The organism is Leptospira alexanderi serovar Manhao 3 str. L 60 (assembly GCF_000243815.2).
Classification (GTDB): Bacteria; Spirochaetota; Leptospiria; order Leptospirales; family Leptospiraceae; genus Leptospira; species Leptospira alexanderi.
Window position 1 is genome coordinate 330,001 of the sequence record NZ_AHMT02000052.1, and the last position, 23,929, is coordinate 353,929.

The 23,929-nt window shown below is 37.5% G+C and carries 13 protein-coding genes and 9 pseudogenes; 14 read left to right on the plus strand and 8 right to left on the minus strand.

Features of this window, described 5'->3' with window-relative positions:
* Window positions 1-261 precede the first annotated feature (261 nt).
* Window positions 262-2,433, plus strand: coding sequence for a hypothetical protein (locus LEP1GSC062_RS17710; RefSeq protein WP_010578215.1), 2,172 nt, complete (start codon window positions 262-264; stop codon window positions 2,431-2,433).
* A 57-nt stretch (window positions 2,434-2,490) separates the two neighbouring features.
* On the opposite strand, the gene LEP1GSC062_RS17715 is transcribed toward LEP1GSC062_RS17710, so the two are convergent.
* A complete protein-coding gene (locus tag LEP1GSC062_RS17715; protein ID WP_010578214.1) occupies window positions 2,491-2,751 on the minus strand; it encodes a hypothetical protein in 261 nt (86 codons plus the stop codon).
* Window positions 2,752-3,175: 424 nt separating this feature from the next.
* Here LEP1GSC062_RS17715 and LEP1GSC062_RS25640 point away from each other — a divergent pair.
* Window positions 3,176-3,733: pseudogene (locus LEP1GSC062_RS25640) on the plus strand (transposase); the annotation flags it as partial.
* Between the two features lie 322 nt (window positions 3,734-4,055).
* Here LEP1GSC062_RS25640 and LEP1GSC062_RS25070 read toward each other — a convergent pair.
* Window positions 4,056-4,292, minus strand: a pseudogene (locus LEP1GSC062_RS25070) (helix-turn-helix domain-containing protein); the annotation flags it as partial.
* Between the two features lie 302 nt (window positions 4,293-4,594).
* On the opposite strand from LEP1GSC062_RS25070, the pseudogene LEP1GSC062_RS25645 reads away from it, so the two are divergent.
* Window positions 4,595-5,478, plus strand: a pseudogene (locus LEP1GSC062_RS25645) (DNA-binding protein); the annotation flags it as partial.
* A 252-nt stretch (window positions 5,479-5,730) separates the two neighbouring features.
* On the opposite strand, the pseudogene LEP1GSC062_RS24135 reads toward LEP1GSC062_RS25645, so the two are convergent.
* The 3 pseudogenes from LEP1GSC062_RS24135 to LEP1GSC062_RS17745 form a co-directional block, all read right to left on the minus strand.
* Window positions 5,731-6,395, minus strand: a pseudogene (locus tag LEP1GSC062_RS24135) (tetratricopeptide repeat protein).
* Between the two features lie 6 nt (window positions 6,396-6,401).
* Window positions 6,402-7,867 (minus strand): annotated as a pseudogene (locus LEP1GSC062_RS17740) (galactose oxidase).
* A gap of 40 nt (window positions 7,868-7,907) precedes the next feature.
* Window positions 7,908-8,791, minus strand: a pseudogene (locus LEP1GSC062_RS17745) (LA_3334 family protein).
* 494 nt (window positions 8,792-9,285) lie between these two features.
* On the opposite strand from LEP1GSC062_RS17745, the gene LEP1GSC062_RS17750 reads away from it, so the two are divergent.
* The 7 genes and pseudogenes from LEP1GSC062_RS17750 to LEP1GSC062_RS17780 all read left to right on the plus strand — a co-directional run bounded on the left by LEP1GSC062_RS17750 (window position 9,286) and on the right by LEP1GSC062_RS17780 (window position 18,962).
* Window positions 9,286-16,308, plus strand: coding sequence for an RHS repeat-associated core domain-containing protein (locus LEP1GSC062_RS17750; protein ID WP_039942553.1), 7,023 nt, complete (start codon window positions 9,286-9,288; stop codon window positions 16,306-16,308).
* Window positions 16,305-16,850, plus strand: a complete 546-nt coding sequence (locus tag LEP1GSC062_RS17755) for a hypothetical protein (protein ID WP_010576869.1) — start codon at window positions 16,305-16,307, stop codon at window positions 16,848-16,850. The genes LEP1GSC062_RS17750 and LEP1GSC062_RS17755 overlap by 4 nt, the downstream gene beginning before the upstream one ends.
* A 41-nt stretch (window positions 16,851-16,891) precedes the next feature.
* Window positions 16,892-17,296 carry a hypothetical protein gene (locus tag LEP1GSC062_RS17760; protein ID WP_010576868.1) on the plus strand — a complete coding sequence of 135 codons (405 nt, stop codon included), beginning with the start codon at window positions 16,892-16,894 and terminating at the stop codon, window positions 17,294-17,296.
* Entirely contained in the window at window positions 17,293-17,595 is a 303-nt protein-coding gene (locus LEP1GSC062_RS17765; RefSeq protein WP_020984990.1) for a hypothetical protein, read from the plus strand. The genes LEP1GSC062_RS17760 and LEP1GSC062_RS17765 overlap by 4 nt, the downstream gene beginning before the upstream one ends.
* 71 nt (window positions 17,596-17,666) lie before the next feature.
* Window positions 17,667-17,960, plus strand: a complete 294-nt coding sequence (locus LEP1GSC062_RS17770; RefSeq protein ID WP_039942555.1) for a hypothetical protein — start codon at window positions 17,667-17,669, stop codon at window positions 17,958-17,960.
* Window positions 17,961-18,229: 269 nt separating this feature from the next.
* Window positions 18,230-18,481, plus strand: a pseudogene (locus LEP1GSC062_RS23385) (RHS repeat-associated core domain-containing protein); the annotation flags it as partial.
* Window positions 18,482-18,563: 82 nt separating this feature from the next.
* Window positions 18,564-18,962 carry a helix-turn-helix domain-containing protein gene (locus LEP1GSC062_RS17780; protein ID WP_020983882.1) on the plus strand — a complete coding sequence of 133 codons (399 nt, stop codon included), beginning with the start codon at window positions 18,564-18,566 and terminating at the stop codon, window positions 18,960-18,962.
* 75 nt (window positions 18,963-19,037) lie between these two features.
* On the opposite strand, the pseudogene LEP1GSC062_RS17785 reads toward LEP1GSC062_RS17780, so the two are convergent.
* Together LEP1GSC062_RS17785 and LEP1GSC062_RS25960 are read right to left on the minus strand one after the other, a co-directional pair.
* Window positions 19,038-20,163, minus strand: a pseudogene (locus tag LEP1GSC062_RS17785) (helix-turn-helix domain-containing protein).
* Between the two features lie 91 nt (window positions 20,164-20,254).
* Entirely contained in the window at window positions 20,255-20,422 is a 168-nt protein-coding gene (locus LEP1GSC062_RS25960; protein WP_010576854.1) for an LIMLP_19325 family protein, read from the minus strand.
* 395 nt (window positions 20,423-20,817) lie between these two features.
* On the opposite strand from LEP1GSC062_RS25960, the gene LEP1GSC062_RS17790 reads away from it, so the two are divergent.
* The 3 genes from LEP1GSC062_RS17790 to LEP1GSC062_RS17800 all read left to right on the plus strand — a co-directional run bounded on the left by LEP1GSC062_RS17790 (window position 20,818) and on the right by LEP1GSC062_RS17800 (window position 22,822).
* Window positions 20,818-21,201, plus strand: a complete 384-nt coding sequence (locus tag LEP1GSC062_RS17790; RefSeq protein WP_010576853.1) for a helix-turn-helix transcriptional regulator — start codon at window positions 20,818-20,820, stop codon at window positions 21,199-21,201.
* A 76-nt stretch (window positions 21,202-21,277) separates the two neighbouring features.
* The gene (locus tag LEP1GSC062_RS17795) at window positions 21,278-21,886 is read left to right on the plus strand and encodes an LBL_2463 family protein (protein WP_020984823.1); all 609 of its coding nucleotides are present in this window, start codon (window positions 21,278-21,280) and stop codon (window positions 21,884-21,886) included.
* Between the two features lie 30 nt (window positions 21,887-21,916).
* The gene (locus LEP1GSC062_RS17800) at window positions 21,917-22,822 is read left to right on the plus strand and encodes an LIC10906 family membrane protein (RefSeq protein WP_020984888.1); all 906 of its coding nucleotides are present in this window, start codon (window positions 21,917-21,919) and stop codon (window positions 22,820-22,822) included.
* Between the two features lie 74 nt (window positions 22,823-22,896).
* Here the strand turns inward: LEP1GSC062_RS17800 and LEP1GSC062_RS17805 are convergent, their stop codons facing one another.
* Complete coding sequence (locus LEP1GSC062_RS17805) at window positions 22,897-23,289, minus strand: IS5 family transposase (RefSeq protein WP_341853181.1); 393 nt, start codon at window positions 23,287-23,289, stop codon at window positions 22,897-22,899.
* 99 nt (window positions 23,290-23,388) lie between these two features.
* Here LEP1GSC062_RS17805 and LEP1GSC062_RS17810 point away from each other — a divergent pair.
* A pseudogene (locus tag LEP1GSC062_RS17810) lies at window positions 23,389-23,929 on the plus strand (chromosome partitioning protein ParB); the annotation flags it as partial.

The window sequence follows — 23,929 nt, forward strand, 5'->3', positions numbered from 1 at the left end:
ATATGCCCAAAATATAAGTTATCGGAAGTTAAGCAAATATTTGATTGGTTATTTTAAATCAAAAACAAACAGATCTTCTATTTTCGAAACCTCTCCTCCACAATTATTCAAAATGACACCAAAAAATACTTTCAAAATGTAAAATTCAGAAAATTTTGTCCGGGGGTCTCGAGCAGAATTAACTTATATAAAATTTACTGTGTTCTTTAGGAAATTCTTTTTTATTATCAATAACTTCTAAAGAATAACGAGATAGGAATCATGAAGAAGCTAACCGTTAAATTAGAAAATTGTTATGGAATAAAAAAATTAAATTATGAATTTAATTTTGAAAAAAGAAATACTTACGCGATATACTCACCGAATGGGGTGATGAAGACTTCGTTCGCCAAAACCTTTATAGACTTATCAAATAATCAAGATTCAAAAGACATTATATTTCCGGAAGAAATAACTAAAAGAAATATAAAAGATGAAAATGGCCAAGATTTATTACCCGAAAATATATTTGTTATTGAGCCGTATAATGAGTCTTACCGGTCGAATAAAGTTTCAACTCTTTTAGTAAATGCTCAATTGAGAACGCAGTATGAAAATATTAATATTAGTCTTGAGCAAAAGAAGACCGAACTCATAAATTTATTAAAGTCTCTTACAGACCTTAAAAGTGGCATTGAAGAATTAATAATTAAAGCTATCACGAAACCTGATAACGATTTTTTTAGAGCAATTGCAGGAATTAAAGACGAGGTGTTAGATGGCCGTGAGCCTGAATTTGTAAATATAAAATATAAAAGAATCTTTTCCGATAAAACGGATAAGTTTCTACAGACGCCTGCAATAAAAGAAAAATTAAAAGACTATATTCTTAAATACGATGAACTTTTAAGTAAATCAAAATATTTCAAAAGCGGTTTTTTTAATCATACGAACGCGTCTACGATCGCTAAGAATTTAAAAGAGAACGGCTTCTTTAAAGCAAACCACACTGTAAATTTTATTTCTAAAGAAGAAAAAAGTGAAATTAAAACTGAAAAGCAATTGGAAGAAATTATAGAAAATGAGAAGAAAGAAATTCTAAATAATTCCGACTTGCTTAAAATTTTTAATGAATTAGATAAGCAAATCATAGCAAATGCGGAATTAAGAGAATTTCGTGATCATCTTCAATCTAACATTGAAATATTGCCTGAGCTATCAGATCTTGAAGCGTTTAAAAAAAAATTATGGATATCATATTTAAAATCGCATAAAGATACCTATCGCGCACTTATTGAAGAGTATGAAACAGGAAGGAGCCAAATCGAAACTATTATTGATCAAGCTCGAAGTGAAAGTACACTATGGTCTGAAGTGATAGATATTTTTAATCTAAGATTTTCAGTTCCTTTTAAGCTATCAGTCGGGAACCAGGATCAAGTGATCTTGAAATCTTTTGCGCCTGTTGTGCAATTTGAGTTTGTGAGATCAGCATCGACAAAAGTTGTTAATGAAAACGACTTGATGAAGGTGTTGAGTACGGGCGAGAGAAGAGCTTTGTATTTGCTAAATATTATATTTGAAGTTGAGGCTCGAAAAATCGGAAAGATAAAAACATTATTTATAATAGATGATATTGCAGATTCTTTTGATTACAAAAATAAATATGCAATTATTGAATATTTAAAGGATATTGCAGGGTACGACTATTTTTACCAAATACTATTGTCTCATAATTATGATTTTTTTAGAACAGTTTCAAGTCGACTAGACATGCTTAGAGCAAATAAGCTGAATACTGATAAGGATGAAGCCGAGATACGCATTTATGAAGAGTATTATCAGAATAACCCCTTTGCGTATTGGAAAACAAAATTAAATACCGACAAAACGATGTTGATCTCTTCAATTCCATTCGTTCGTAATTTGGCTGAGTTTTCCGGTGAGGAGCACGTTTTTGAAAAGCTGACCTCTTTGTTGCATTTTAAGCCTGATACTGAAGCATTTCTAGTAAAAGAACTTGAGGATACATTTAAGATGATACTCAAAGATCAATCAAATTTAACATTGAATGATCCAACGAAAAAAGTCACTGATCTTATATTTGAGGTTGCGGACGAAATCCTCAGAAATTCAAATGAAAAATTGAATTTGGAATATAAGGTAGCACTTTCGATAGCAATTAGATTAAGAGCTGAAATATATATGGTGACAAAGATAAATGATAATTCTTTTTGGAAGGGAATAAAAAAGAATCAATCAAATGACTTATTGGCAAAATTTAAAAATAAGTTTCCAGCTGAATATACGATAATTCAAATATTGGAACAGGTAAATTTAATGACTCCAGAAAATATTCATATTAACAGCTTTATGTATGAGCCAATATTAGATATGTCTAACCATCATTTGCAATCTCTATATAAAAAAGTCTCAACATTGAATAATATTTAACAATAAAAAAAGATTCCTTTCGGGGTCCGAGAGAGTAAGTTGAGATGAAAAGAAAAATTACTCTGTGGATTTTGATTTTGATGGGATAAAAGATAAAATTTTAGAAATACCTCCTAATAAAAATATTCCAGCAAACAAAGAGACCGCTCCTCTAATTAAAAATACGGTGATCCAATTCTTGATCGATCGCCCAAATTCCGCGTCCGATTCCCGATCTTCCGCAATTTTCTTCCAATAGTCGGAAACTTCTTTCATCTTTAAATGCGCCGTAAGAGATCTTGCTCGACCGGCTTCGTTGTCGTTGCAGATTTGTTCCATTTCTCCAGGACCGAAACCTTTTTCCTCTTGGATTGATTTTCTTTAAATTTTAAAGTTTCTACTTTGTAATCGAAAACCGGTTGTGCAGCTTAAATTCGATTTTGTTCAATTTTATGAATTGATAATACGCCATATATGATGTAATTTAATTTGTGGTGAGAAAATGGAAAGTTTACTATTATTCAGAATCTGAGAATGAAGAAAGTGAAATCGAAACTTTTATCAATTCTAAGGATGATAGAAATCAAGCGAAGATATTGGCTTGGATCGAAAAACTTGAGGAATTAGGTTCAAATTTACCTGAGCCTTACGCTGATATATTAACGTGAGCAGGGTCGTAAGGGAGGAAAAAAGGGAAAGCTCTTGTACAGAAAAGCGCCAGATCACATATTGAACCGTACTTTCAGCAAGAAAAGGGTTAAATATGGATCTGACAGAGATATTTTGTGCGATAGACGATTATTGTACACAACAAAAAATAAACTGGAACGTGAAAATACTTTTGTCCGGTGGTTCGAAAAAGAAACCGAAAATTTCAGTTAAGCCTGAGTGAAGTAGCAACGTATTGTTGTCTGTTTTCATCTTTCTCATTATAGAGAATTTTAAAATTATTATCTGATAGAAATAAAAAAGAATTTAAAATCGGAATTTCCAAAAGCGGTAAGTTACAATCGTTTTGTTGAGCTGATGCCTAACGCGTTATCTGGCATAGCTTCCTTTCTATCAAATTCTTGTCTGGGAAAATGTTCCGGAATATCGTTCATTGATTCTACGATTCTTTGGAGTATGCGACAACAGAAGAATCCATTCNCATAAGAACCTGTCCAGTCTCGATTTTTTCTTACGGAAAAAACCGGAACTGAACAGAAGCTTGCAGCTTTGACCTTTCTGATAAAGTAAAATAAAAGTTTTGGGTATGTGCTGTAAACTCTTTGGAGATATAGGTTATATCAGTCAATCTTTGTTTGAAAGTCTTTATGAATAGGGGATTCAACTCATTACAAAACTTAAAAAAAATATAGAAAAATAAATGAATGCCTTAGGCCGAACAACATATAAAATAGTATCATTGGAACCCAAGAATCGTTTAGGTAGAAGATTTGTCTTTAAATGATTCCAGACAAACTCATCTGGATTTACTACTCGGACGCATGAATAAAATACTATGATAAACTATTTCGAAAATTTAGAATCTTCCTACTAAAAAGTCGAGATTTCCCGATTTGACTTAATTTTTGAGAACCGTTGTACTTTTGCAAAACCGACCGCTTATTTTCGAGTATTATTTTCATGCGTCCGGGTAGTAATTCTTTCTTTTGTTCGAGTGTTAGCTTAGACGGTCGGCCACTTATGCCGTTCCATTTCACTCCTTCTAAACCTTCCTTTTCATATCTTTCACGCCAACGCATTACCGATTGTTTACTGACCCCAAGTTCTTTGGCTACTCCATAACATGTATAGCCCTTCTCAAGTAAACGAATTCCCTTCTGGTCTTTTTTCTCTAAATCCTTGAGTCTCTTTTGGTTTTTGTCATTTCTCAAATTACCATATTTTTTTATTTCTTATTTAACGTGAGTTCGGTATAACAAAATGCGAAAGCGATTATATGTTTCGACCCGTAGGGAGAAACATTGAGTTAAATTCCGAAGGAATTGGAGCGAAAAGCGCGGTCGCGAGCCATTTTATCTATGAAATTTGCGAGCTGCGACGACGACCCGCAGAGCGACCCTTAGGAAAGCTCTGCGTTGAGTTCAGGGAGTCGTTGCACTTTAGTTTCTTATTCGCCCAAACTTTCTTACGACCCTGCTCACGTTATTTACGTGTACTCATTTTTATAGGGATCAGTAGTAACCAAGGTACAGATACAACGAGTAATAAAAATAATGAAAAATCTTCTTCTGAAATTAAATGGTCAAATATCTCTGAACATGCAAAAACTATTATATTGAACGAGTTCGGTGAATATGACTCTATTCCGGAAAAAGAAAAGGAAAAAATAAAACTCTGGCAAAAACTCTGTAATGACAATCCTGAAATTTCACCAGAGTCAGTGCTGGAAACGATTCGAAAACTAATCTATATCAAAGAGAAATACAAAACGAATACTTTTTGGAATTCCATACCGGTGAATATAGCATCATCCTACTCGTACAAAGATAGGATTAAAAGTACATATAACGCGCTTTTACAAGCGAGTTCGAACACAGCGAAACAATCCACAAAAGGAGAAAACGTTTCTCAAGAACAAAACTCGAACATAGATCGGAAATACCAAGAGCCCTCCTGGGAAGCCTTTTTAAACTGGTCATCGAAACGATTAACCAGATCCAGTATCGAAATTCTGAAACGAGTTCAAGTCCGGTTTAGAGATAANGGAACACTTCTGATTTTAAACACAGTGCCGGAACCCTTACAGATGCTCATTAAGAAATATTTTGCGGAAGAAGTTCAAACACCTATGCCAGTTGAATTTTTAAACGGAACCAGATTGGAGGAAAAATCTTATAGTATAAATTTAAATGCTAATGTGAATCGAAATGAAGAAACTTTTTCACACGAGGAATTTATGCAGGCACTTGCAAAAATAGCAAATGGAAAATCTTGTAATATGCAGTTGGTTTCGGCATCTTTACAAAATCAGACAAGAATGGGCCTCCAATGAAAAGTAATTATATTCCAATTCAATCCGGAGAGATTAAAAAATCACATACAAGAATATTAATATAACTGTCCCCGAAAGGGATGGGTATCGCGACAGTTAGAGGAATAGTAAAAAATAAAATCCACGTTGCGACTTGAGTTACACAACATTCAATCTTAACGAACTGTTGTCAGTATTTACATCTATTACAGGCAACTCGTTAAGAAAGGATTTCTCTGTAGGAACCGGATTTTTTGATATACTCAATCAAATCCGAGCGAATACTTTTCTATGGTATCCTTGATTTTTACTATGTCCATGGTATATATAAAAGTTGTTCAGTTATTTAAGGAATAAAAGTAAAAAACATCTAGTATACTTTTTTTCCACAGAAAGAAGGTTAAAGCGAGATTACAAAAAGATACTAGGGTAAGAATCGAAATAAAACTAAAATAAAGTTTTTCTTTTTAGAGAAAGATTCTAGTTCTTTCTTGTAGGAACTTGTTTCTTTGAGGTTTGTTAGCGTTAGATTTAACTCTGATTTTAGATTCTGTATGGAATTTAAAAGATCGGTGTCTATGAGGATGATGGATTGAGAATTAGAAGATTTGCGATTTTGAAAAGAGTTGGCTGAAACATTTTTTCTAGAAGAAATATTTCCTAGAAGCTCAATTTCCTTTTTTAACTCTTGATCGAAGGGCCATTTTTGACGCGCTTTTTTGTAAAAGTTCAACCGCCTTTTCAAGGTTTCCTTTTTTAGCTTCTTCCCTACCTAAACCAACCCAAGCGGAAGTAAGAATGTATTCCGCATTCACATCGGAAGGATTGTTTGTCAGTAGGGATACTGCTTAGTTTTTCAGCTTCTAAAAAACGTTTTTCTTCGATAAATTTTTTACCACTTTCGTGACTTCCTGAAATGACTTCTTCAGAAAAGACGGTTTGGGGACAAAAGAAAGAATATTATAAGAATAGAATATATAAAATAATGTAAAATCGATTTCATAATTTTTTACCTGTCAATCCGAACGACTTTGTGAGAGTATCTTGCCCTCGGCATTTTTAGAGAATCCAGAGACCAAGTGCTTGCGATCGGATTTTGAAGGCCGATAGAATAAACGGAATCTGTAGGAATGTTGAGTGCAGAAGCACCTCCAAAGACGAATAACTTTCTCGTTTCATACGAAGCCTGAACACCTGGATAATAAACGGAAACAGGAAGGATCGGACCGATTGCAAAGGCAAGAGTTCCGTTTTCGAAAAAAGTCGGTTCTATTCGTTGTAGTAATAGACGTGATCGGTTGTAGAGTGCTAACTCCTGTAGAACCTCCGATGACTGCAATCCATTCGGGATCGGTGGGGTAGGGGTCATGATTTAAAGGTTTTATACAAGCAGAGCCTGTACCGTGCCTTGCGATTGTAATAGAAGGTTCTCCAGCGGCAGACGTGGAATTGATCGAAGGGGAATAGGAATCAGAGGTTGCTTGAGAGGTTCCGTCGTTTGTGAATCTTCCTCCGGTAAAAAAGATATTTCCATTGAGACCACAACCGGACATATCTACTCTGGAAAAAATCGCTGTGAGAGACGTATAACTTTGCCAAAGACCGTTCGGCCCTATCCCCGGAGCAAAACGAGAAACCGTATTTAAAATTGTACCGGTCACCATATCTATAGTTGTCGTTCCCGCGATGATAAAAATTTCTTCTCCTACTGAAGCGATGACACCTCCTTGATTGGCGACGGGCATATCGGCAAGAGTTGTCCATTGGTTTGTATACGGATCATAGACTTCAGTTTTTTTAGAAGCTATGTAGTTGATTCCTTGTTTTTCCATTCCGCCGATAACATAGATTTTGTTTTTGTGAGAGACTATGTTTGCAAAAGCGCGGGGTGTGGGAATCGAAGTTGCGGCCGGACACCAAGTAGAAGTAACCGGATCAAAAAAATCAATCTCGGAAACGGGAGAAGCGTCCGCGCCGATTCCACCCACAACCCAAAGACCACGAGTCCTGTTTAGGAAAATCACTGATCCAAGTTTTAAAAGTAAGAGGAATTCCTTGAAGTTTGTTTAAGTCGGAAGAACAAAAAACATACACGAGATAATCGGTATTGGATTCGAGATTGGGAAGAATCATGGAATGAATTTTAGAATTTTCTAAACTAGTAACAACGGATTCGATTGCACCTTTGCCGTACAAAACGGAACCCGGTAGAGAAGAGGAACATTCCCAAGAGAGAGTCGCAGAACGAGGGCCTAGTTGGGAAACAAATGCGAATGTAACCTTGGCGTTTCCCGCATCGTGAATATTGGAAAGCGGAGAGTTTTGACAGTTGAAAAAATGCAAGATTAGTGTGAAAAAAAAGGTAAACCGAGTTATCTTAAAAATACGATTGATTCTCAAGTTTGAAAAAATCACCTGCAAAGTTCCGTAAATAGGTGTTAAAATCTCCGGATGGTTGGGGGACGCGTTTAACATGGAATGTATCCTAATTGCCTTTCTTTTTTGAAAAATAAAATCATAACAAAAACCCCCAAGAGATACGAATTCCGGACCTGCAAAAAGAATCCCCGGATTCAAAAGTGCATTGAGATCTAAGTCCGAGTCTAAGACGAGATCCGTTTGTAAACTCCCAAGCCCAACCGACTTCTCCTAAAAGCTCTGGATCCGTTCCGTTATACGATCGAGAGTCGCTCTTCCATTGAACAGAAGTCGCCCCGCCGCCTAATAGGAAGTAGGGGGCAAAGCTGCCGAATTGTTTACCGAAATAGATGGATTGATTCCAGAGATTGATAGAACCTTGAACGCCGGGTGCGACAGAATACTCGGAAAGAAATCCGAAAAACCAAAGTGGATGGTTCAAAAAACCTTTTTCGATAAAGAACCCAAGACCGGCGGTTCCGGGGTTGTTCTTGTTCCAAGACCCAAGATTTGCCTGAAAGAGGAGGTTACCACCTGCATAGAGTAAGTTTTCTCCGGATCTACCGGAAAGGTATTTGTCAGGTAAATCGGGAGATTCATTTTCTGTTTCCAAAGAATTCACGTTTAAGTTTTGAATTTTGGATTTTTCGACTTCTACAAATCCTAACTCGGTTCGAAATACGAGTTTGTCTTTTTTCGTTTCAACGATGATTCCTCGGATAGAACTTCCATCCGTTAAACGAAATTCCGAATAATGATACGATGATTCGGGCCCTTTTTTAAATAATCGATTCTTTGAATTTCAGATTTTGGGATTTTGTACTGTCGTCCTTTCCAGCGAAGTTGTGCTACATCCGCGCTTTCGTTGATTTCTTCGATTAGAAACGCTTCTCCTGATTTGAGAAGAAGTTCGGAGGCGAATAGGGCGGTGGAAAAGTGTGAAATACATGCAAAAATTAGAATATATAATTTTCTTTTCACTAACATTGAATAAAACCATTCATAAATTACATCCAAAGGTATGAAATGCGTTTTCTTGTAAATAGAATATTCTTCGTATTTCAAATGTTTATAATTTGAAATATCATCATTTTATAAAATAGAGAATAAAAGCAAATACTTCGAATTAACATTAGTTTAAAATTATAATTTATAAATACAAAACATTCATCAATGTAATTTAAAAACGAAAAAGTAATTCCTAGAAATCATTTGTTCGTGTACAAGTGGCTAAAACATCACAAAATATAAAGTTTTCTATTTGGGGACTGTATTAGAGAGTGTTAGGGAATCTGCAACTAACTATAGTTTGGTGAACAAAGATTTTAGAGGTTTTTTATATGAAATTGCGATTTATTGGAATAGTATTTGTTGGAGTTTCGATTCTTTTTGTATTCAATTTTTCTTTGTTAGAAGGGATTCGAAATTTTTTCTCTCTGGCCCTTCCGTCGGAAGAAACAAGAATTCCTCAAGCGATGCCGAAACTGAATGTAGATTCGTTCGGGAAAACTTCGTTTTCGTATCCGATTGCTGTTCCGCCCGGTGCGGGTGATGTCGTTCCCAAATTAACGATTCTCTACTACTCTTCCCCTTCGGACGGTGGAATATTAGGAAAAGGTTTTTCTCTAGAAGGAATCCCCGTAGTACAAGTCAATCCCTCGTACGGTTGGTCTGAAAGTGATACAAGGTTTATTTCTTCTTTGGGAGGAGAGTTCGTATCAGATGGAAGCGGGAATTATTTTTCCAAAACCCAAACTTCCCTTAAGATTACAAGACTAGCGGGGGGAGCGTGGAGGATCGAAGAAAAAAACGGAACACAGTATCTTTTCGGAACCACGATTGATTCTAAAATTTTTGCTCAGGTTCCCGATTCCGGGAAGGTCATTACTTGGGGATTGAAAAGCGTTCGAGATCCGTACGGGAACGGATATGATATTTCCTACGACTCCGTAGGACTTGGAAACGGACTGTTACTACCGTCTTCGATCAATTACGTACATGGGAACGGTAGGATTTCGTTTCGTTATTCCAACGAGTCTTCCGGATTTATTTCCGTACTTTTTAACTCAAACGTAAGGCAAAAACATTCAAAATATCTTTCTAATATAGACGTATATGCAACGGATCAAAACGGATCGGAATCCAGAATCGAATCGTATTCTTTTGATTATGTGTATGACGATACTTTTCGTTTGCTAAAAACGATTCAAAGATCCAATTATGAACCCATAACATTAACATATACGAATCGTTCCGAGGATTCTCTGTCTTCTGCGAGTATCAATCGTTCCGTTTCGGACGGTTTTAGTCTTACCTTTAGAGCCATCCAAGAAGGTTTACAAGGTGCGTATGACACAGGCGTGACCGCTTGTTTGTGTACTGCCAATCCTGCCTGTATGGCTACCGCGGGCCCTTGGGCGATTGCAATTTGTGGTTGGGCGACTCAAAATATTTGGGACGTTCATACAAACGGAGTGGAAACTTCGTTTGCGGGAGCTTTGGATATAGACGGAGATACAATTCCGGAATATGTTCGAGTTCTCGGACCTAAAAACGACCAGAGATTTTACGTTACGGATTTAAGAACCGGCGGGGACGTTTTAAATTCCTCGTTGCCGATCGATTCGAGTCCGCTTGGAAGTTCGCTCAATTTAACGAGTACGGGTAGAATTTTCCCGGGTGATTTTAATGGGGATGGAAAATCGGATTTTTTAATATTCGAAAAATCAGGAGTTCCCATACGAATTTATTGGGGACCGAATTTTTCCGATTCCGGTGTCGGCGTTACGTCCTTTGTTCCGCAAACTCAGGATAAAAGGGGGGACCATTTTGTTGCCGATATGAACGGAGACGGACTTTCGGATTTTGTTCAGGCGAATGCGAGTTTGGGTCTTGAAGTATATCTATCAAACGGGAGTACTTTAAGCTATTCTCAAACACTTTCTTTTAGCAATTACGGTTTGGAATTTCAACTTTTTGCGGACTTAGACAAAAACGGAATTCCCGACTTTATCCGAATGGAGGGACTTCCCGGTTCCAGAAGACTGATCGTTACGTTTTTATCCTGCAACCCGAATACGAATACACTTTCCGTATCCGGTCCGGACGCGACCTTGGACGAAAGTGGGACAAGTTTCGGAGATTCCGGGAATCGGTTTTTTGCGGATACAAACGGAGACGGTTATTTGGATTTTATCACGATGAGTTCCGGAACGTATATTCATCAATATCATTTTAACGGTAAAAATTTTCAGACGGATAATATTTGGCAGTATATCAACAACGTATCGCTTTTAGACGAGTTTGGAAATCCGTTTTTACCCGGAACCTACGGATATACGGACTATGACATCAATCATGACGGACATATGGACCGGGTTACAAGAAGCGGAGAGACCGGTTATCTTGTAGAGATACGAAGGGGAGACGGTTCTTACTCTTCTCCGATTTTGGTCATGCTCAATCAAGACACGTATGTGGACATAAACGAAGACGGTGAAACCGATCGATTGCGTGTAAGTTATTTTTTCTTTATCGTTCAGATCCAGGTTTGGTTCGGTCCGGATGACAGTTACGCTTGGACCGATATCGATAACAACCGGATGGCAATTCCCACACCCACGCCGGATGAAAGCGCGTCCCTTTCCAGTACGGGATACAACAATTGGAAGAACAAGAAAGAGTTTACGGATTTAAACAGAGACGGTAGGGCCGATTTGGTTTATTATCAGAACGGTCAGATCAACGTTCGATTGGCGCGTCTCAATTCTTCCGGTTTGGTTTACTATCCTTTATTTGCGGATTACTCTTGGAACTCGGGCGGTTTTTTACAAAGTTTGGATTTTAACGGAGACGGAGTTACGGAACTTGTAGGAGTCGGCTCAAGCCCTCAAAACTATTCCGATTGGACCCCGAGCCCCAATCCTGTTTTACCTTCTATTTTAATCAGACAGGTTCCTTTTAGATCGAATGCAACTTTAGAGATACTACGTTTTGAACCGAAAATTCCGGACGGTCTCGTTCAAAATATCTACCAAGGAACCGATTCGAATTATATCCAAGTTACAAAAATTGAATATGATTTAAAAAAGAATCATCTCAATTCCCAACCTGTAGGACAAAGAATCAATCCGAATGCGGTAACGCCGGTAAAACCAAACGTGTATCCGTTTTTAGCGCCTGAGCCCGTAGTAAAGTCGGTTTCTTCTTACGGTTGGGACGGCTCGAATGAGTATTTAATCGCCAAAACGGATTATACCTTTAGTACTCCCAGATTTTTTCGGGGAAGTTTGAAAAAATCATCCCTTCTCGGTTATGAAACCGTTGCCGCCTTTGATTCTTTAACCGGAACAAACACGGTGCGAATGTTCGGATATTCCGACCCCGATCTGGCGGGACTGGAAACGTCATTGACCGTGAGTAAATCCGGAGTAGTGATTCATTCCAGCACTCAAAACTATTCCAAATCGAACTTGTCCAACGGAAGAATTTGGGTTCGCCCCGTTTCTTCCAGCGAATCGATCTATCGTTCCGGAGTTCTTTTTCAATCGGCGAACACCACGTTTCTTTACGACGCAAATTACAATCCAACCGGAAAAACCTCCGTTATATGGGGGGTTAGTTTTTCCGACGTTACCGTTTATGATCCCCTTTCCTTTTCCCTAAAACCTTTGTCGAATACAACTTACAGAGACGGACAGATCGTTTCGTATAAAGAACATATATACAATGGGAATTTAATTTCTAAAGTTAGGGAAAAAGTAGATACCAATTCTTTTTCAGAATCAGAGTTCCTTTCGTACGATCCTTATGGAAATCCGACTCAAGTTAGAGACATTCGGGGAAACATTTCTAGTATTGAATATGATGCGGTAGTTCACAGGTTTCCGATACGTGTTACAAATTCTTTCGGTCACGTTACTCAAAAGGCATACGATTTGACCCGGGGGTTAGAAATAACGAACACGGATTCAAACGGAAATATTACGGAAACTAAATACGATTTGTTCGGTAGGGTTGTGGCTGTAAAATTACCCGGATCAACGGATTGGACTAAAACGATCGAATATGCAAACACGGGTAGTCTTACAAATGCGAGGGCAAAAACCACAATGGTCGCGGACGCTAATTCTACGTCCTGGTCGGAAGAAATTACAAACCTAAAAGACGGCGTCACCGTAAAACGAGGAAGCCTTGTAAACGGCTCGGTGCTAACCGAAACGACTTACAAAGACAAGGCGGGTAAAATCCTAAGAAAGATCGATCCTCATTTAGAAGGGCAAGAGATCCTCGGAGTCAAAGACTACGAGTATGATGGAAACCAGGATTTGATAAGAGTTACATCGAACGACGGGATGGAAACCACAATTTCGTATACCGGAAATACGACGACAACCGTAACAAGATCGGGATCTGAAATTCTTTCCACTTTGATCGAAGTAAAAAACGGATTAGGTCAAACACTGAGTAAAACTACAAACGGAAAGACGATTCAATATGAATACACGGCTAAAGGAAACGTATCTAGGATTTTAGATCCTGAATACGGAGAGACGTTGATTTCTTACAACTTTTCCGGAAAACAAACCTCAGTCAGTAACACAAACAGCGGAACGATTCAATACCAATACAATACGGCGGGCGACTTAATCGAAGAAAGATACGCAAACGGAACGCAAGTCAGTTTAACCTACGATTCTTTAGGTAGGATCTTGAACAAAACGGCTACGTCTGCGGGTGGAAATCAAATTCACAATTTTGAATATGATTTGCCAAGTTCTGGCAATGGAATGGGAAGATTGTCAAGGGTAACGGACGAGTTAGGACCGACAGAATTTGGATACGACGTAAGAGGAAACCAAACGGTAGTCAAAAAGACAATCGTAAGAGAAGACAACTTAGTATTACTTTTAGAAAAAAGATACAATTTCCAAAACAAAGTGACCGATGTAATCTATCCCGAAGGAACGAAGATCAGCCACAAATATTCCGAATCGGGATATTTGAACGGAATTACTTTAACTCCAAACGACGGTTCTACCTCGGAACATCCTTTGGTCTCTTACCGAGGGCCGGTGATCGAGGGGAATCGAGTGAAGATCATTAAGGAATTAGGAAACGGTTCTTGGACGGATATTTACGTAGACAAGATAACCAAAAGAGCTTTGGAGACTGTGACAAAGTCGGGCGTGAACATTTACGAGAATGTAGCTTACTCCTATGATTCCAAAGGTAATCTTTCTCAAATTGAAGACAAGGTCAATAATACGAGAACTCAAAACTTTACATACGACGATACGAACCGCCTAACATCTGCAAGTGGCAAATACGGAACCGAGAACTACGTATATACGGATACGGGGAAGTTACTCCAAAAAGGAGACAAAACCTTTAGCTATACGGATGCGGCCCACAGAAACGCGGTGACTCATGTGACAAGTCCTGGATATATCGGAGATTTTGGATACGACGCAAGTGGAAATATGATTTCTCGAAACGGAGCGACTCTTACATACGACGGATTCCAAAAGATGCGTAGAATGGACACGATCGAACAAGGAACGATCGAATACGACTACGATTTTACGGGGACACGAATTATCAAAAATAGATTGATGGATGGAAGGAAAGTGATTACAGTCGGTGGATTGTATGAGATATCGTATCAAGCTGGAATGTCCCCTCAACACACATTGTATTTTAAAGGAGGAGGAGGGGAACTGATCGGACAGTGGACGACTCAAACGGCTGTGTTACGAACGAATCCGACGACAGCAGTGATTCCATTTTCTTCGGAATGGAAGACCGACCTGAAAGGCAAACTGAACGGATTTTACTACAAAAGCTTGACTCGATTGGCAGAAGCTCGTAATTTTCTACGAACCAATCCAAGAGGGGTCATATCAGGAATATTGATTTTACTAATATTAGGAATTTGTTTTGTATTGTTACACCGGGGAGATGTAGTAGAAGGAATTCAGCTCAAATTCTTAACTCCATTGACCTTAATTTCGATGCTAATGTTTGTAACAAATTGTAACGGACTTTTACAAGGCGGCGGAGGAGAGGATCCGCCTTGGATGTTCGCACCTCTTGTACTACCTGCGGGCACCCCATCCTTTAATACGACCCCGACCCAAAGCGGGAACTCAGGAATTCCACTGGGAGGGACTCCAGTGAACGGATTCGTATTCTTTAATACGGATCATTTAGGATCGGTGACGATGGCAATGGATGGATACGGGAACAGACTTGGCGGAGGAGAATGGGGCGGAGCTTCACACGTAAGTTACAAACCATACGGAGAAGTGCAAAGAAATGATTCTCAAGGACCGGATATATTTAGATACAAATACACAGGCCAAGAAGAGGATCGAGACACAGGACTTTATTATTACAAATCGAGATATTACGATCCGATGATCGGAAGATTTACACAAGCGGACAGCATCTTGGACACTAGTAGAGCGATGTCGATGGACTTGTATATGTATACGGAAGGCAATCCAATCAATCATACAGATCCAAGTGGAAACAGCATTGGAATCGGAACAATTGCAGCGGTAACATTTCCGACATTTGCATTACCGACCATTGGAGCAGCGGCGGCAGTAGCTTCTGTAGTAGCGGTTTTTGCAGTAACCACCGCGTTATCTGTCATTGCGGTAGTGGCTGCCGCGTCTTCCATTGGAATGATGGCTGCGGGAGCGGGTCTTGGAGTAGCAGCTTTGAACATGGTAGGAAGTACGACATTACTAACAGCGGGAGCCGGAGTGGCGACGGTAGGAGCGGTAGGTAGTATGGCTTTAACATCGGGTATAGAATCGATTGGAATGGCTGGATTAGGAGTGGGCGTAGCCTCGTCCACCGCACTGATGTTAGGTGGTGCGATTGCTGGAACTGGTCTTGCGTTAGGGGGTGTGGCTTTGGCGGGATTGACGGCGGCTTCTTTTATTGTTGGTTGTACAGCTTTGGCTGTTGCGACCGTTGCTGGTTTTACTGCCACAGGTGCAGTTTATACCGCGATTGGTTTGGGTGCGCTTGCGATTGGTGTTGGAATTGGTTTGGGGTTGAGTTTGGTTGCTACGGCTGCTGCTGCGGCAGGCGCGGCAATCGGTTCGATTTTGTCTCCTTACGCTTTGCAAGGTTATCTTGGTGGTGGAGTATCTAAATCTAGTTTCAATAATATTCGTTGGGATGAGAAGAGCGCTAGGCTTGGGGGTTGTTACGGTGCTGCGATAACCTTTGGTGGGTTGTTGGCGGGAGGGATATATCCTGGTTATGTTGCGTTGGCTCAAACATATGCTATATTGGAAGAAGTAATGACTTATTCAAGTTATGCGGGTATTGCTTATGACATAGCTTCAAGCGATTGGAAAAGTTTAGGAGCAGACGTTACTGCATTAATTATAAAAAAAGCATTTAATAAAAGTGTGCCGGTTGGTTTAGGGCTAAAATATGCTGAGGCATCAGAAAAATACTGTAAAGGTGTTCAATGAAGTATAATATAATATTATTAATTTCCTTTCATTTGGTAAATTGTTTATATGTTCTTCCATTCAAAGATAGAGTCTCGATTCCAGAAGATAGTAGCTCATTTTTGATATTCAATTATAAGGGATTTAGCTTAAACAAATACTCAAAGCATTTTATTTTGAAAGCTGATCTTAGATATAAAGATGGTTATATGACACAAGCTTATGATCTTATTCCAGATAACCCATATTGGAGAACATATTATACTAATCCAGAAGATCTCCCATTTACAATGCGATGGCATACTGTGACAGAATACACATACTTTACAGAAGAATGTGAATATCGTATTCCAATTCCTGCTGGAATTTATAATCTTGAAATTGAATTTAAAAGTTTTGGTTTGACTGGTTATATAAGAAAATCTGTAGATGTGAAAGAACGAAATTCTCTTTATCTTGACTTTCAAAGATCTGAAGAGGATACGAATCGCATAAATCTTCAAATAGCTCATAACCTAACGAAATCGAAAGATAATTTAGAAAAGTGTATTTATAAAGATTAATTTTGGATATTTACTGAGAAGTGATCCTAAGTCCTTATACAATGCAAGCGTATGGGGCCGGTGGTTATTCTAAATCGAGTTTTAATAATATTCATTGGGATGAGAAGAGTGCTCGTAAATGGGCTTGTTATGCTACTGCGGGACAACTTGCGGCGATGATTGGATACGGTGCTGCGTTTGGGGTACCAGCTGAAGGTATTCCTGGTTATGTGTATGGAACGTCGGGAGCAAAAGAAGGAAGTGTCGGTGCGTTTAAACTATTAGAAGGGCTGCCTTTATCTCGTGCAGTCCTTTATATTTCAATTGTGGGTACAGCCAACAGCGCAATTAAAGGTGATTGGGAAAGCGTTGGTTATGACATAATAGGTTACGGCGCGAAACTTCCAATTAGTTTAGCTGCTGATTATGTAAAAGGAACCGTTAGAACCTGTGAGGGTAAGTTATGATTTTAAAAAAATACACGGTTTTATTTTGGGCATTTATAATATTGAATACTTGTGTAACTCCAGGAACAATCCAATTTTCCACAGAGGTCCAAGGAGTAGATAAAACATATATAAAATATAAAATGGGAAAATTTGAGAGAAAATATAAATCCAATTATATTTTGAATTCAGATAAATATGTTTTTAACTTTTCGGTTTATCTGAATAATAAGGGAAGGAGATTTTTAAATATTTCTATTAAAGACGAAATGAAAATTAATCCAAATGAGGATTTTTTTATCATAAAAAGGATGGATTAGATAGAAATATCTTATCTCAGCTTTTGGTAGGAGATTTAAGAGATAATTTTATTGAAGATTGTGAATATAGAATGCCTGTGCCAGCGGGAAAAAATAAATTAATATTCTATGTAACGTTTCAAGCCTATCGTAGATCTGGAAGCTTAGAATCCGAATTCGATTTACCTCCCAATCATTCGATCCGTTTAAATTTTGTGCCTAAAGATATTGAAGTCGCATTTGTCCCATTTTCAGAAGAGGCGTTTAAAGATCCTAAAGATAGAAAGGTAATCTTGAAAAAGGAAAAGATCTTCGAAATCATCGCAAGCATAGAGCCGAACCCAGAGCCGGACGAAGACAAACCCTGCGAGATCCCAAAGGATTAGATTGAATAAACTGAGTATAATAGAGTGAGTTCCAAGAAACAACGACAAGATATTAACTACGAAGCGTGAGCGATCGAAGTGGAAATACTGCAACGCACCATGAATTAAATGCAGAAATAGGAATATACGAAAAGCTTGAAATGGTGCGTTGCAGATTGAAACGAAGAGCGCGACTCTGCGGTGGAAGTTCGGAAAGATTTCGCAGAGGCACGCCCGCTTCGAGATGCGAGTTCCTAACCCCTAATTCCTAATCACTAACCCCTTGGAAAATGTATTTCTATCACCCGGATCATTTGGGATCTGTTACGATGATAACGGACGGAGTGGGGAACCCAGCAAGTGGACCTGAACCGGGAGTGAGTTACGTTTCTTATGAGCCATACGGTGCGATTAACAGAAATGATTCGTATGGACCGGATATATTCCGTTACAAATTTACAGGACAGATCGAAGACAAAGACACTGGTCTTTACTATTACAAATCTCGTTATTATGAACCGAAACTCGGAAGGTTTTTACAAAACCCTACAATGCGTTAATTTCTTGCGCTTTCTCGATGGGTGGCCTTTAATTTCCGTAATATTGCCAACTCAGAAGCATTCAATGAATTCATTTGATTTAAAAACACAATCCGGAAGACTGAGATTGATCATTGCTGAAACAGGAATGACTCAGAGCCGATTTGGAGAGGAGGTTGGCATTTCCAAGCAACAGGTTTCCAACATTCTTTCGGGCGAACGAGATGTATCGGATCCAGTCGCTCTTGTGATCGAACATAAATTTGGATTTCGAAAGGATTGGCTTTTAATGAAAAATGGGCCACAAAAAAATAAAATGAACGCTTTCGATATTGCCGCTTTGGATGCGGAAAATACATTTCATCGCAAGCTGGATCGAACTTCTGGAGTCCGAAAGATGATCAAAGATTTTTTCCTGTTATCTCCCAAGGATCAGAAGATGATCATAGATATGATAGGCAGGTTATTGAAAGGGAAAAAATAATCCTAATTCTTTAAAGCTGTCATCTATGAAAGTATCATACAAAAGAGTTAGAAATTCGAATGAGAAGTTTGTATTTTAAGAATTTATGTCTTTGTTAGAATTTAACTGAATATAATTTCTAAGGTCACGCGGGGATTTCCCGGTAAACCTAATACAAGCCCTGTGAAAAGAGGATGAAGAATTGAAACCGCATTCGAGAGCGATATTTAAAAGATTAAAATTAGATTTATTTTCATCATAATCTTAACTTCGTTTATTCTATAAAATTCAGAAAATCATTATATCGTTTACTAAGATATTTGTTTAGGTAGTAAGAAGCTTGATGAGTGGAAAGGCCTAAGTCTGCAGCAAAGTCAGGAAGTCTAAGTTCTTCGTCTTTAAACCTTTTGGAAGTTATAAATTGATTCAGTTTGATTTCCACATTTTCTAAATCGATACCCTCTAATAAATTGCGACCTTGAAATTTTGTTTCTTCTTGAATTTCTTCAGAAATAGGGGATTCTTTCGGTTCTGAAACTATGTTTATAATCGTAGATTTAGATTTACTAAACAAAAAAGGACAAGCCCGTTCTAAAATAACGATATAGCAAAGCACTGATCCGGCTAACAATTCCGCAATAAAAAAGAAGTCTTTTCTATCAAGTAGCGTGCCAAGAAAATCTAAAACAAAACAGATAGAAATTAGGAATGAAATCAAAGGGAAGTTGAGGTAAACGATAGATTTTTGAGATATTAAAATCTTTTTGCAAGACCAAGCAGTAGTAAATACGGAAATCCCAAAACCAAGAACGTCTATGAAAGAAATAAAATAAAGCTTTGGAATCAAATACGATAATAGAATAGTAACGGGAATCGTTCCTAAAAGTTTTTTACAGTAATTCCAAGGATGGTCTAAAATCTCTAATACATAGCTGAAACAGACAAAAACGGCCGAAATGGAATATAACACTAAGCTATAATAAAATCCGAATGTAATTTTGTTTTCGGTTCGCAAGTTTCCTTGGCCGAAAAGAATACCATTGTTTAAAATCAAAAATAACGCAATAGAATGAAGGACCGTTCCATAAGATTTTTTAAAATCATCCTTTGAAAAAAGTTTTATAAATCCTAAAATTATACCGATAACCACACTAAAGGAGTGGAAGTAGGTAATAATTAAATCTATAAGATTCTTATAATGATCTATTCCGAAAGTATTCATATAAGGTATGGAGGAGAACTAGGTTCGATGGACGTTATCCTTAAAAGTGTTATCTACTCGTTGCTTTTCAAATTGATTGAGAGAAAAAATTCTACAGGTTTAATTTTTTTCTGATCGTTAAAATCTTACGGAAACTTGTGAATTTCAATATTGCCTCTCTGTCTTCGTCGTTTAATGATTTCCTTAAGATCTTTTCATACTCGTCTAAATCGGAATGGGAGATTTCTAAGGGCATTGATTGGAAACAATTGAAAACCATGGCTTTTCCTTTTTTGGGGTTTAGGTGAATTTTTCCCTCAATTGAGAGGAGAAGTTATAAGAACTGGTTATTTAAAAAAAGCTGTAATGAGTTTGAAACTCTAAGTTGGTGAGTCGTAATGGAAAGGATGTAGTTTTCAAGATGTTCGCGGAAATTAATAAGTAGGGAGTTGAAAAACCGACTATGGAAATGGAATATTAGGAAAAATAAAAAACTAAATACTTTATTATAAAAAGCGGCCTTCTTTCCAATAGATTTAGATTTAGTTCTAAACTTAAATGACTGAATTTTCGAATATAACATTAGGATATCCTCCGGTTATAATCTGTTGAATTGGTCGAACTTTATATTGAATAGTACAATATGTCAAATAAAAAAATTGATTAATGCAATAAATGAATAATATAAAGATCAAGAATCGAATAAGCATTGCCTTAAAATTTCTGAAAGAAAGTAGGGGTTTAAATCAAAATCAGATAGCTAAAAAATTAGGTGTAACACCGGGAACAATAACTCGCCTACGGAATGGTGAAAATACTCTTACTGAATCAATGGCTTTACTTTTTGAATATATTTTTGGTATTTCTTCTAATTGGTTACTCCGTGAAGAAGGAGATATCTTATTCTTTCCTGTAAATATTGGAAGTAAGGAAGATATTGATTTTCTTAATAGAATTTATAGTCGGAAAGGAATGAAAACGCTGATCGAAAATATTCTTCACCTATCTGATCGAGATTTAGCTGTAATTCAGGTAACTGTTGAAAAATTGAATTCTTAAGAAGCTTTTTATTCTAATTTTGCGTAAAATCTGAAATAATTATTGAATTTTCAATTAAAGAGACATAAATTACATTATGTCGTATTTATTAGAAGAAATTAAAGTAAAAAAACTTATTGGATTAGATGAGCCAGAAGAATTAAATAAAGTAAAATTATTTGTTTCTAAAATATATAAGGATGCGGGTTATTCCAATTCACCTTGGAAAGATATAGATCATTATGATCTTTGGTCGACTTGGTTTTATGTGGAAGAGAACGGACAAATTTTTTCAGCAATGAGAATTACTGAAAAAAAACCATGCAACTTTATTCCTTTAGAAGTTGCTTTATTCAAAGATGAAAAGCTTCCGCCTAAAAGATACGCGGTCATTGAAGAAAATGTAGCTGATTGGAATAGTGTAGCTTTTATTCAAAATGTAAAAGGAGCAAAAGCTGCGAAAGATAATTTTATAGCTGTTGCCGCTTACTGTGTAAGCAAAGGATATGATATAGTGTATGGAATGTATAATCCTAAATTATCTGGCATTGAGAGGATCTATTTAAGGGAAGGCGCGGTAATATCTGACAAATACCCGGGTCCTATGTATTTCCCTGGTTTATACTTAAAAGGTGAAATACCTTGGTTTAAAGTAATCGAAATCGGGAAAGAGTCTTTACAGAAAATTGCCTCAAAAAAACAATAACGAGAGCATATTTGTTGGAGATTTGTCAACTTGATCGAAGTGGGAATTGGATTATTTGTGTTTTCTCTCGGTTGTTATGTTTGGATTTTTGCTTCCAATAAGCCGGTTCGAAAATATTTTTTCTTACTTACAATTTCACTTGCCGCTTGGCTACTTTGTTTAGGACTGCGAGTTTACACTCCCAATGAATATCGATCCACTATAATCAATTGGACATTAATTCCAGCCACTTTTACTCCGCATTTTCTATACTTTCTTATATTCAATTTGTTTAACTCGCATGAGGCGTCTAAAGAAATGGGTTGGAAATCGATGACCAATATAATCATTCTTATTTACCTTTTGATATCTATTGTAAATTGTAATGTTGTTCATCTTACAGAACCAGAGAAATTCGCTTATACTCCAACTTGGATTTATCATCTTTTGATCGGATATTGTAGTTTTTATATATTGATTTCTTTAATTCAAGTTTTGCTTTTTATTTTTCAAAAACATGGAGATGATCGAGTAAGAGCATTTTTATTTTTTTTCGGTATTATCTTCTCGCTCTTTGTTTCTTTAATATTTGTTTATATTCTTCCATTACATGGATATTTTTTTGCTTCGAATTCCGCATTTGGAATTCTGATTTCTTCTTTATTTTGGGCTGTTGCGATATTACATTATGACGCGTTTGAAATTAGGGAACATATCATAGAAGGTGAAAGTCGTCTTCCTTTATTGAATCGGGTTTCTTCCTTCCTTATGCTTAAATTGTTCCAAATCTTAGATCCGGAAGAGTATAATAATCGGATTGTATTAAGTAAAGCCAACGTAATTCTAAATGTAACATCAATATTTGAAGATCTCAAAAGTAGGGAAGAAGCAAAGCGGTTGAATGCTAAAGAACGTGCCGAAGTTTTAGCAAGAATTTTCTATCACCGTATTCGATAATAAAGATATTATAACAGAAAGCATTTGGCTTTAGGCTATCTTAGAGCCGGTCTCAAAACTACCTATTAAAAAAGTTAAAAGCAATGATGGAGCTTGCGAGATAAAGAGATGTTGGCACAGTCTGTAGGGTTCTTTCCGGTTAAAGCTCCCCTTTTGGGAGCTTTAACCATTGCGGAATCCATCGAAGCCCAGTCCCATGCTATCTTATTCTTCACATCATAATATTTTAAAATGGATTTATAGATCTTTTTAAATACTCCCGCTCGTTCCCATTCTTGAAATCTTCTATGACAAGTTTGACCGGACCCAAAGTCATTCGGAATTGCACGCCACTGACATCCCGTTTTCATTCGATAGATAATCCCTGCCATTACCACTCTTGCAGGTACACGATTGCGCCCTCCTTGGGGATTGACCTTTTCTTTAGGGATAAAAGATGCGATTTTTTGCCAAAGGGCATCAGGTATCTCTGAATAATATTTGTCCATTTCACATTGATATTATTATGCTTTCTCAGTACAAGCAGTTTTGAGACCGGCTCTTAGAAACTTAAAAGGGTGTCAAAGATGAAAGTAGAAGGGAATACAAAAGGGCCCAAGAAAGATACATCCACAAAAGTTTCCTTAGAAGAGAAAGCCAAAGAGTGGATGGACGCACAAGAATCAAGTCCCCGGCCGGGCTCCACATACAAAAAACAGTATATCCCTAAGGGAGTAACACTGAACCCCATTGTGAAGATGGTTCCACCTTCGAGTTTAAAGCCGAATCCACGGAACGACTTTGATCCGTTGACAAAAGAAGAATACGAGAGCTTGAAAGAGAACATAGCACTGAATGGGATTCTCGATGCACTCACGGCCAAAAAAGACGGAACGCTTGTGACGGGAGAGAATCGTTACCGGATAGCGCTTGAGTTAAAGGATCACGAAGACGAGAACGTGCGTCGTCGAGTTGAGAACATCCCTGTTCGTTACTATATGAACGAACTTACCCAAGAAGAGGAATACGACATACTCGAAGGAGACAATTTATTTCGAAGACATTTAACAGCGGAACAAAGAAAGGAACGGCTAAAGAGAAGAATCCTTCGGAAATACAAAGACGAGC

Excerpts from the sequence above, each read along its gene's own strand:
- LEP1GSC062_RS17710 (WP_010578215.1), top strand. The coding sequence starts at position 262 with ATGAAGAAGCTAACCGTTAAATTAGAAAATTGTTATGGAATAAAAAAA.
- LEP1GSC062_RS17715 (WP_010578214.1), bottom strand. The coding sequence starts at position 2,751 with ATGGAACAAATCTGCAACGACAACGAAGCCGGTCGAGCAAGATCTCTT.
- LEP1GSC062_RS17750 (WP_039942553.1), top strand. The coding sequence starts at position 9,286 with ATGCCGAAACTGAATGTAGATTCGTTCGGGAAAACTTCGTTTTCGTAT.
- LEP1GSC062_RS17755 (WP_010576869.1), top strand. The coding sequence starts at position 16,305 with ATGAAGTATAATATAATATTATTAATTTCCTTTCATTTGGTAAATTGT.
- LEP1GSC062_RS17760 (WP_010576868.1), top strand. The coding sequence starts at position 16,892 with ATGCAAGCGTATGGGGCCGGTGGTTATTCTAAATCGAGTTTTAATAAT.
- LEP1GSC062_RS17765 (WP_020984990.1), top strand. The coding sequence starts at position 17,293 with ATGATTTTAAAAAAATACACGGTTTTATTTTGGGCATTTATAATATTG.
- LEP1GSC062_RS17770 (WP_039942555.1), top strand. The coding sequence starts at position 17,667 with ATGCCTGTGCCAGCGGGAAAAAATAAATTAATATTCTATGTAACGTTT.
- LEP1GSC062_RS17780 (WP_020983882.1), top strand. The coding sequence starts at position 18,564 with ATGAATTCATTTGATTTAAAAACACAATCCGGAAGACTGAGATTGATC.
- LEP1GSC062_RS25960 (WP_010576854.1), bottom strand. The coding sequence starts at position 20,422 with ATGGTTTTCAATTGTTTCCAATCAATGCCCTTAGAAATCTCCCATTCC.
- LEP1GSC062_RS17790 (WP_010576853.1), top strand. The coding sequence starts at position 20,818 with ATGAATAATATAAAGATCAAGAATCGAATAAGCATTGCCTTAAAATTT.
- LEP1GSC062_RS17795 (WP_020984823.1), top strand. The coding sequence starts at position 21,278 with ATGTCGTATTTATTAGAAGAAATTAAAGTAAAAAAACTTATTGGATTA.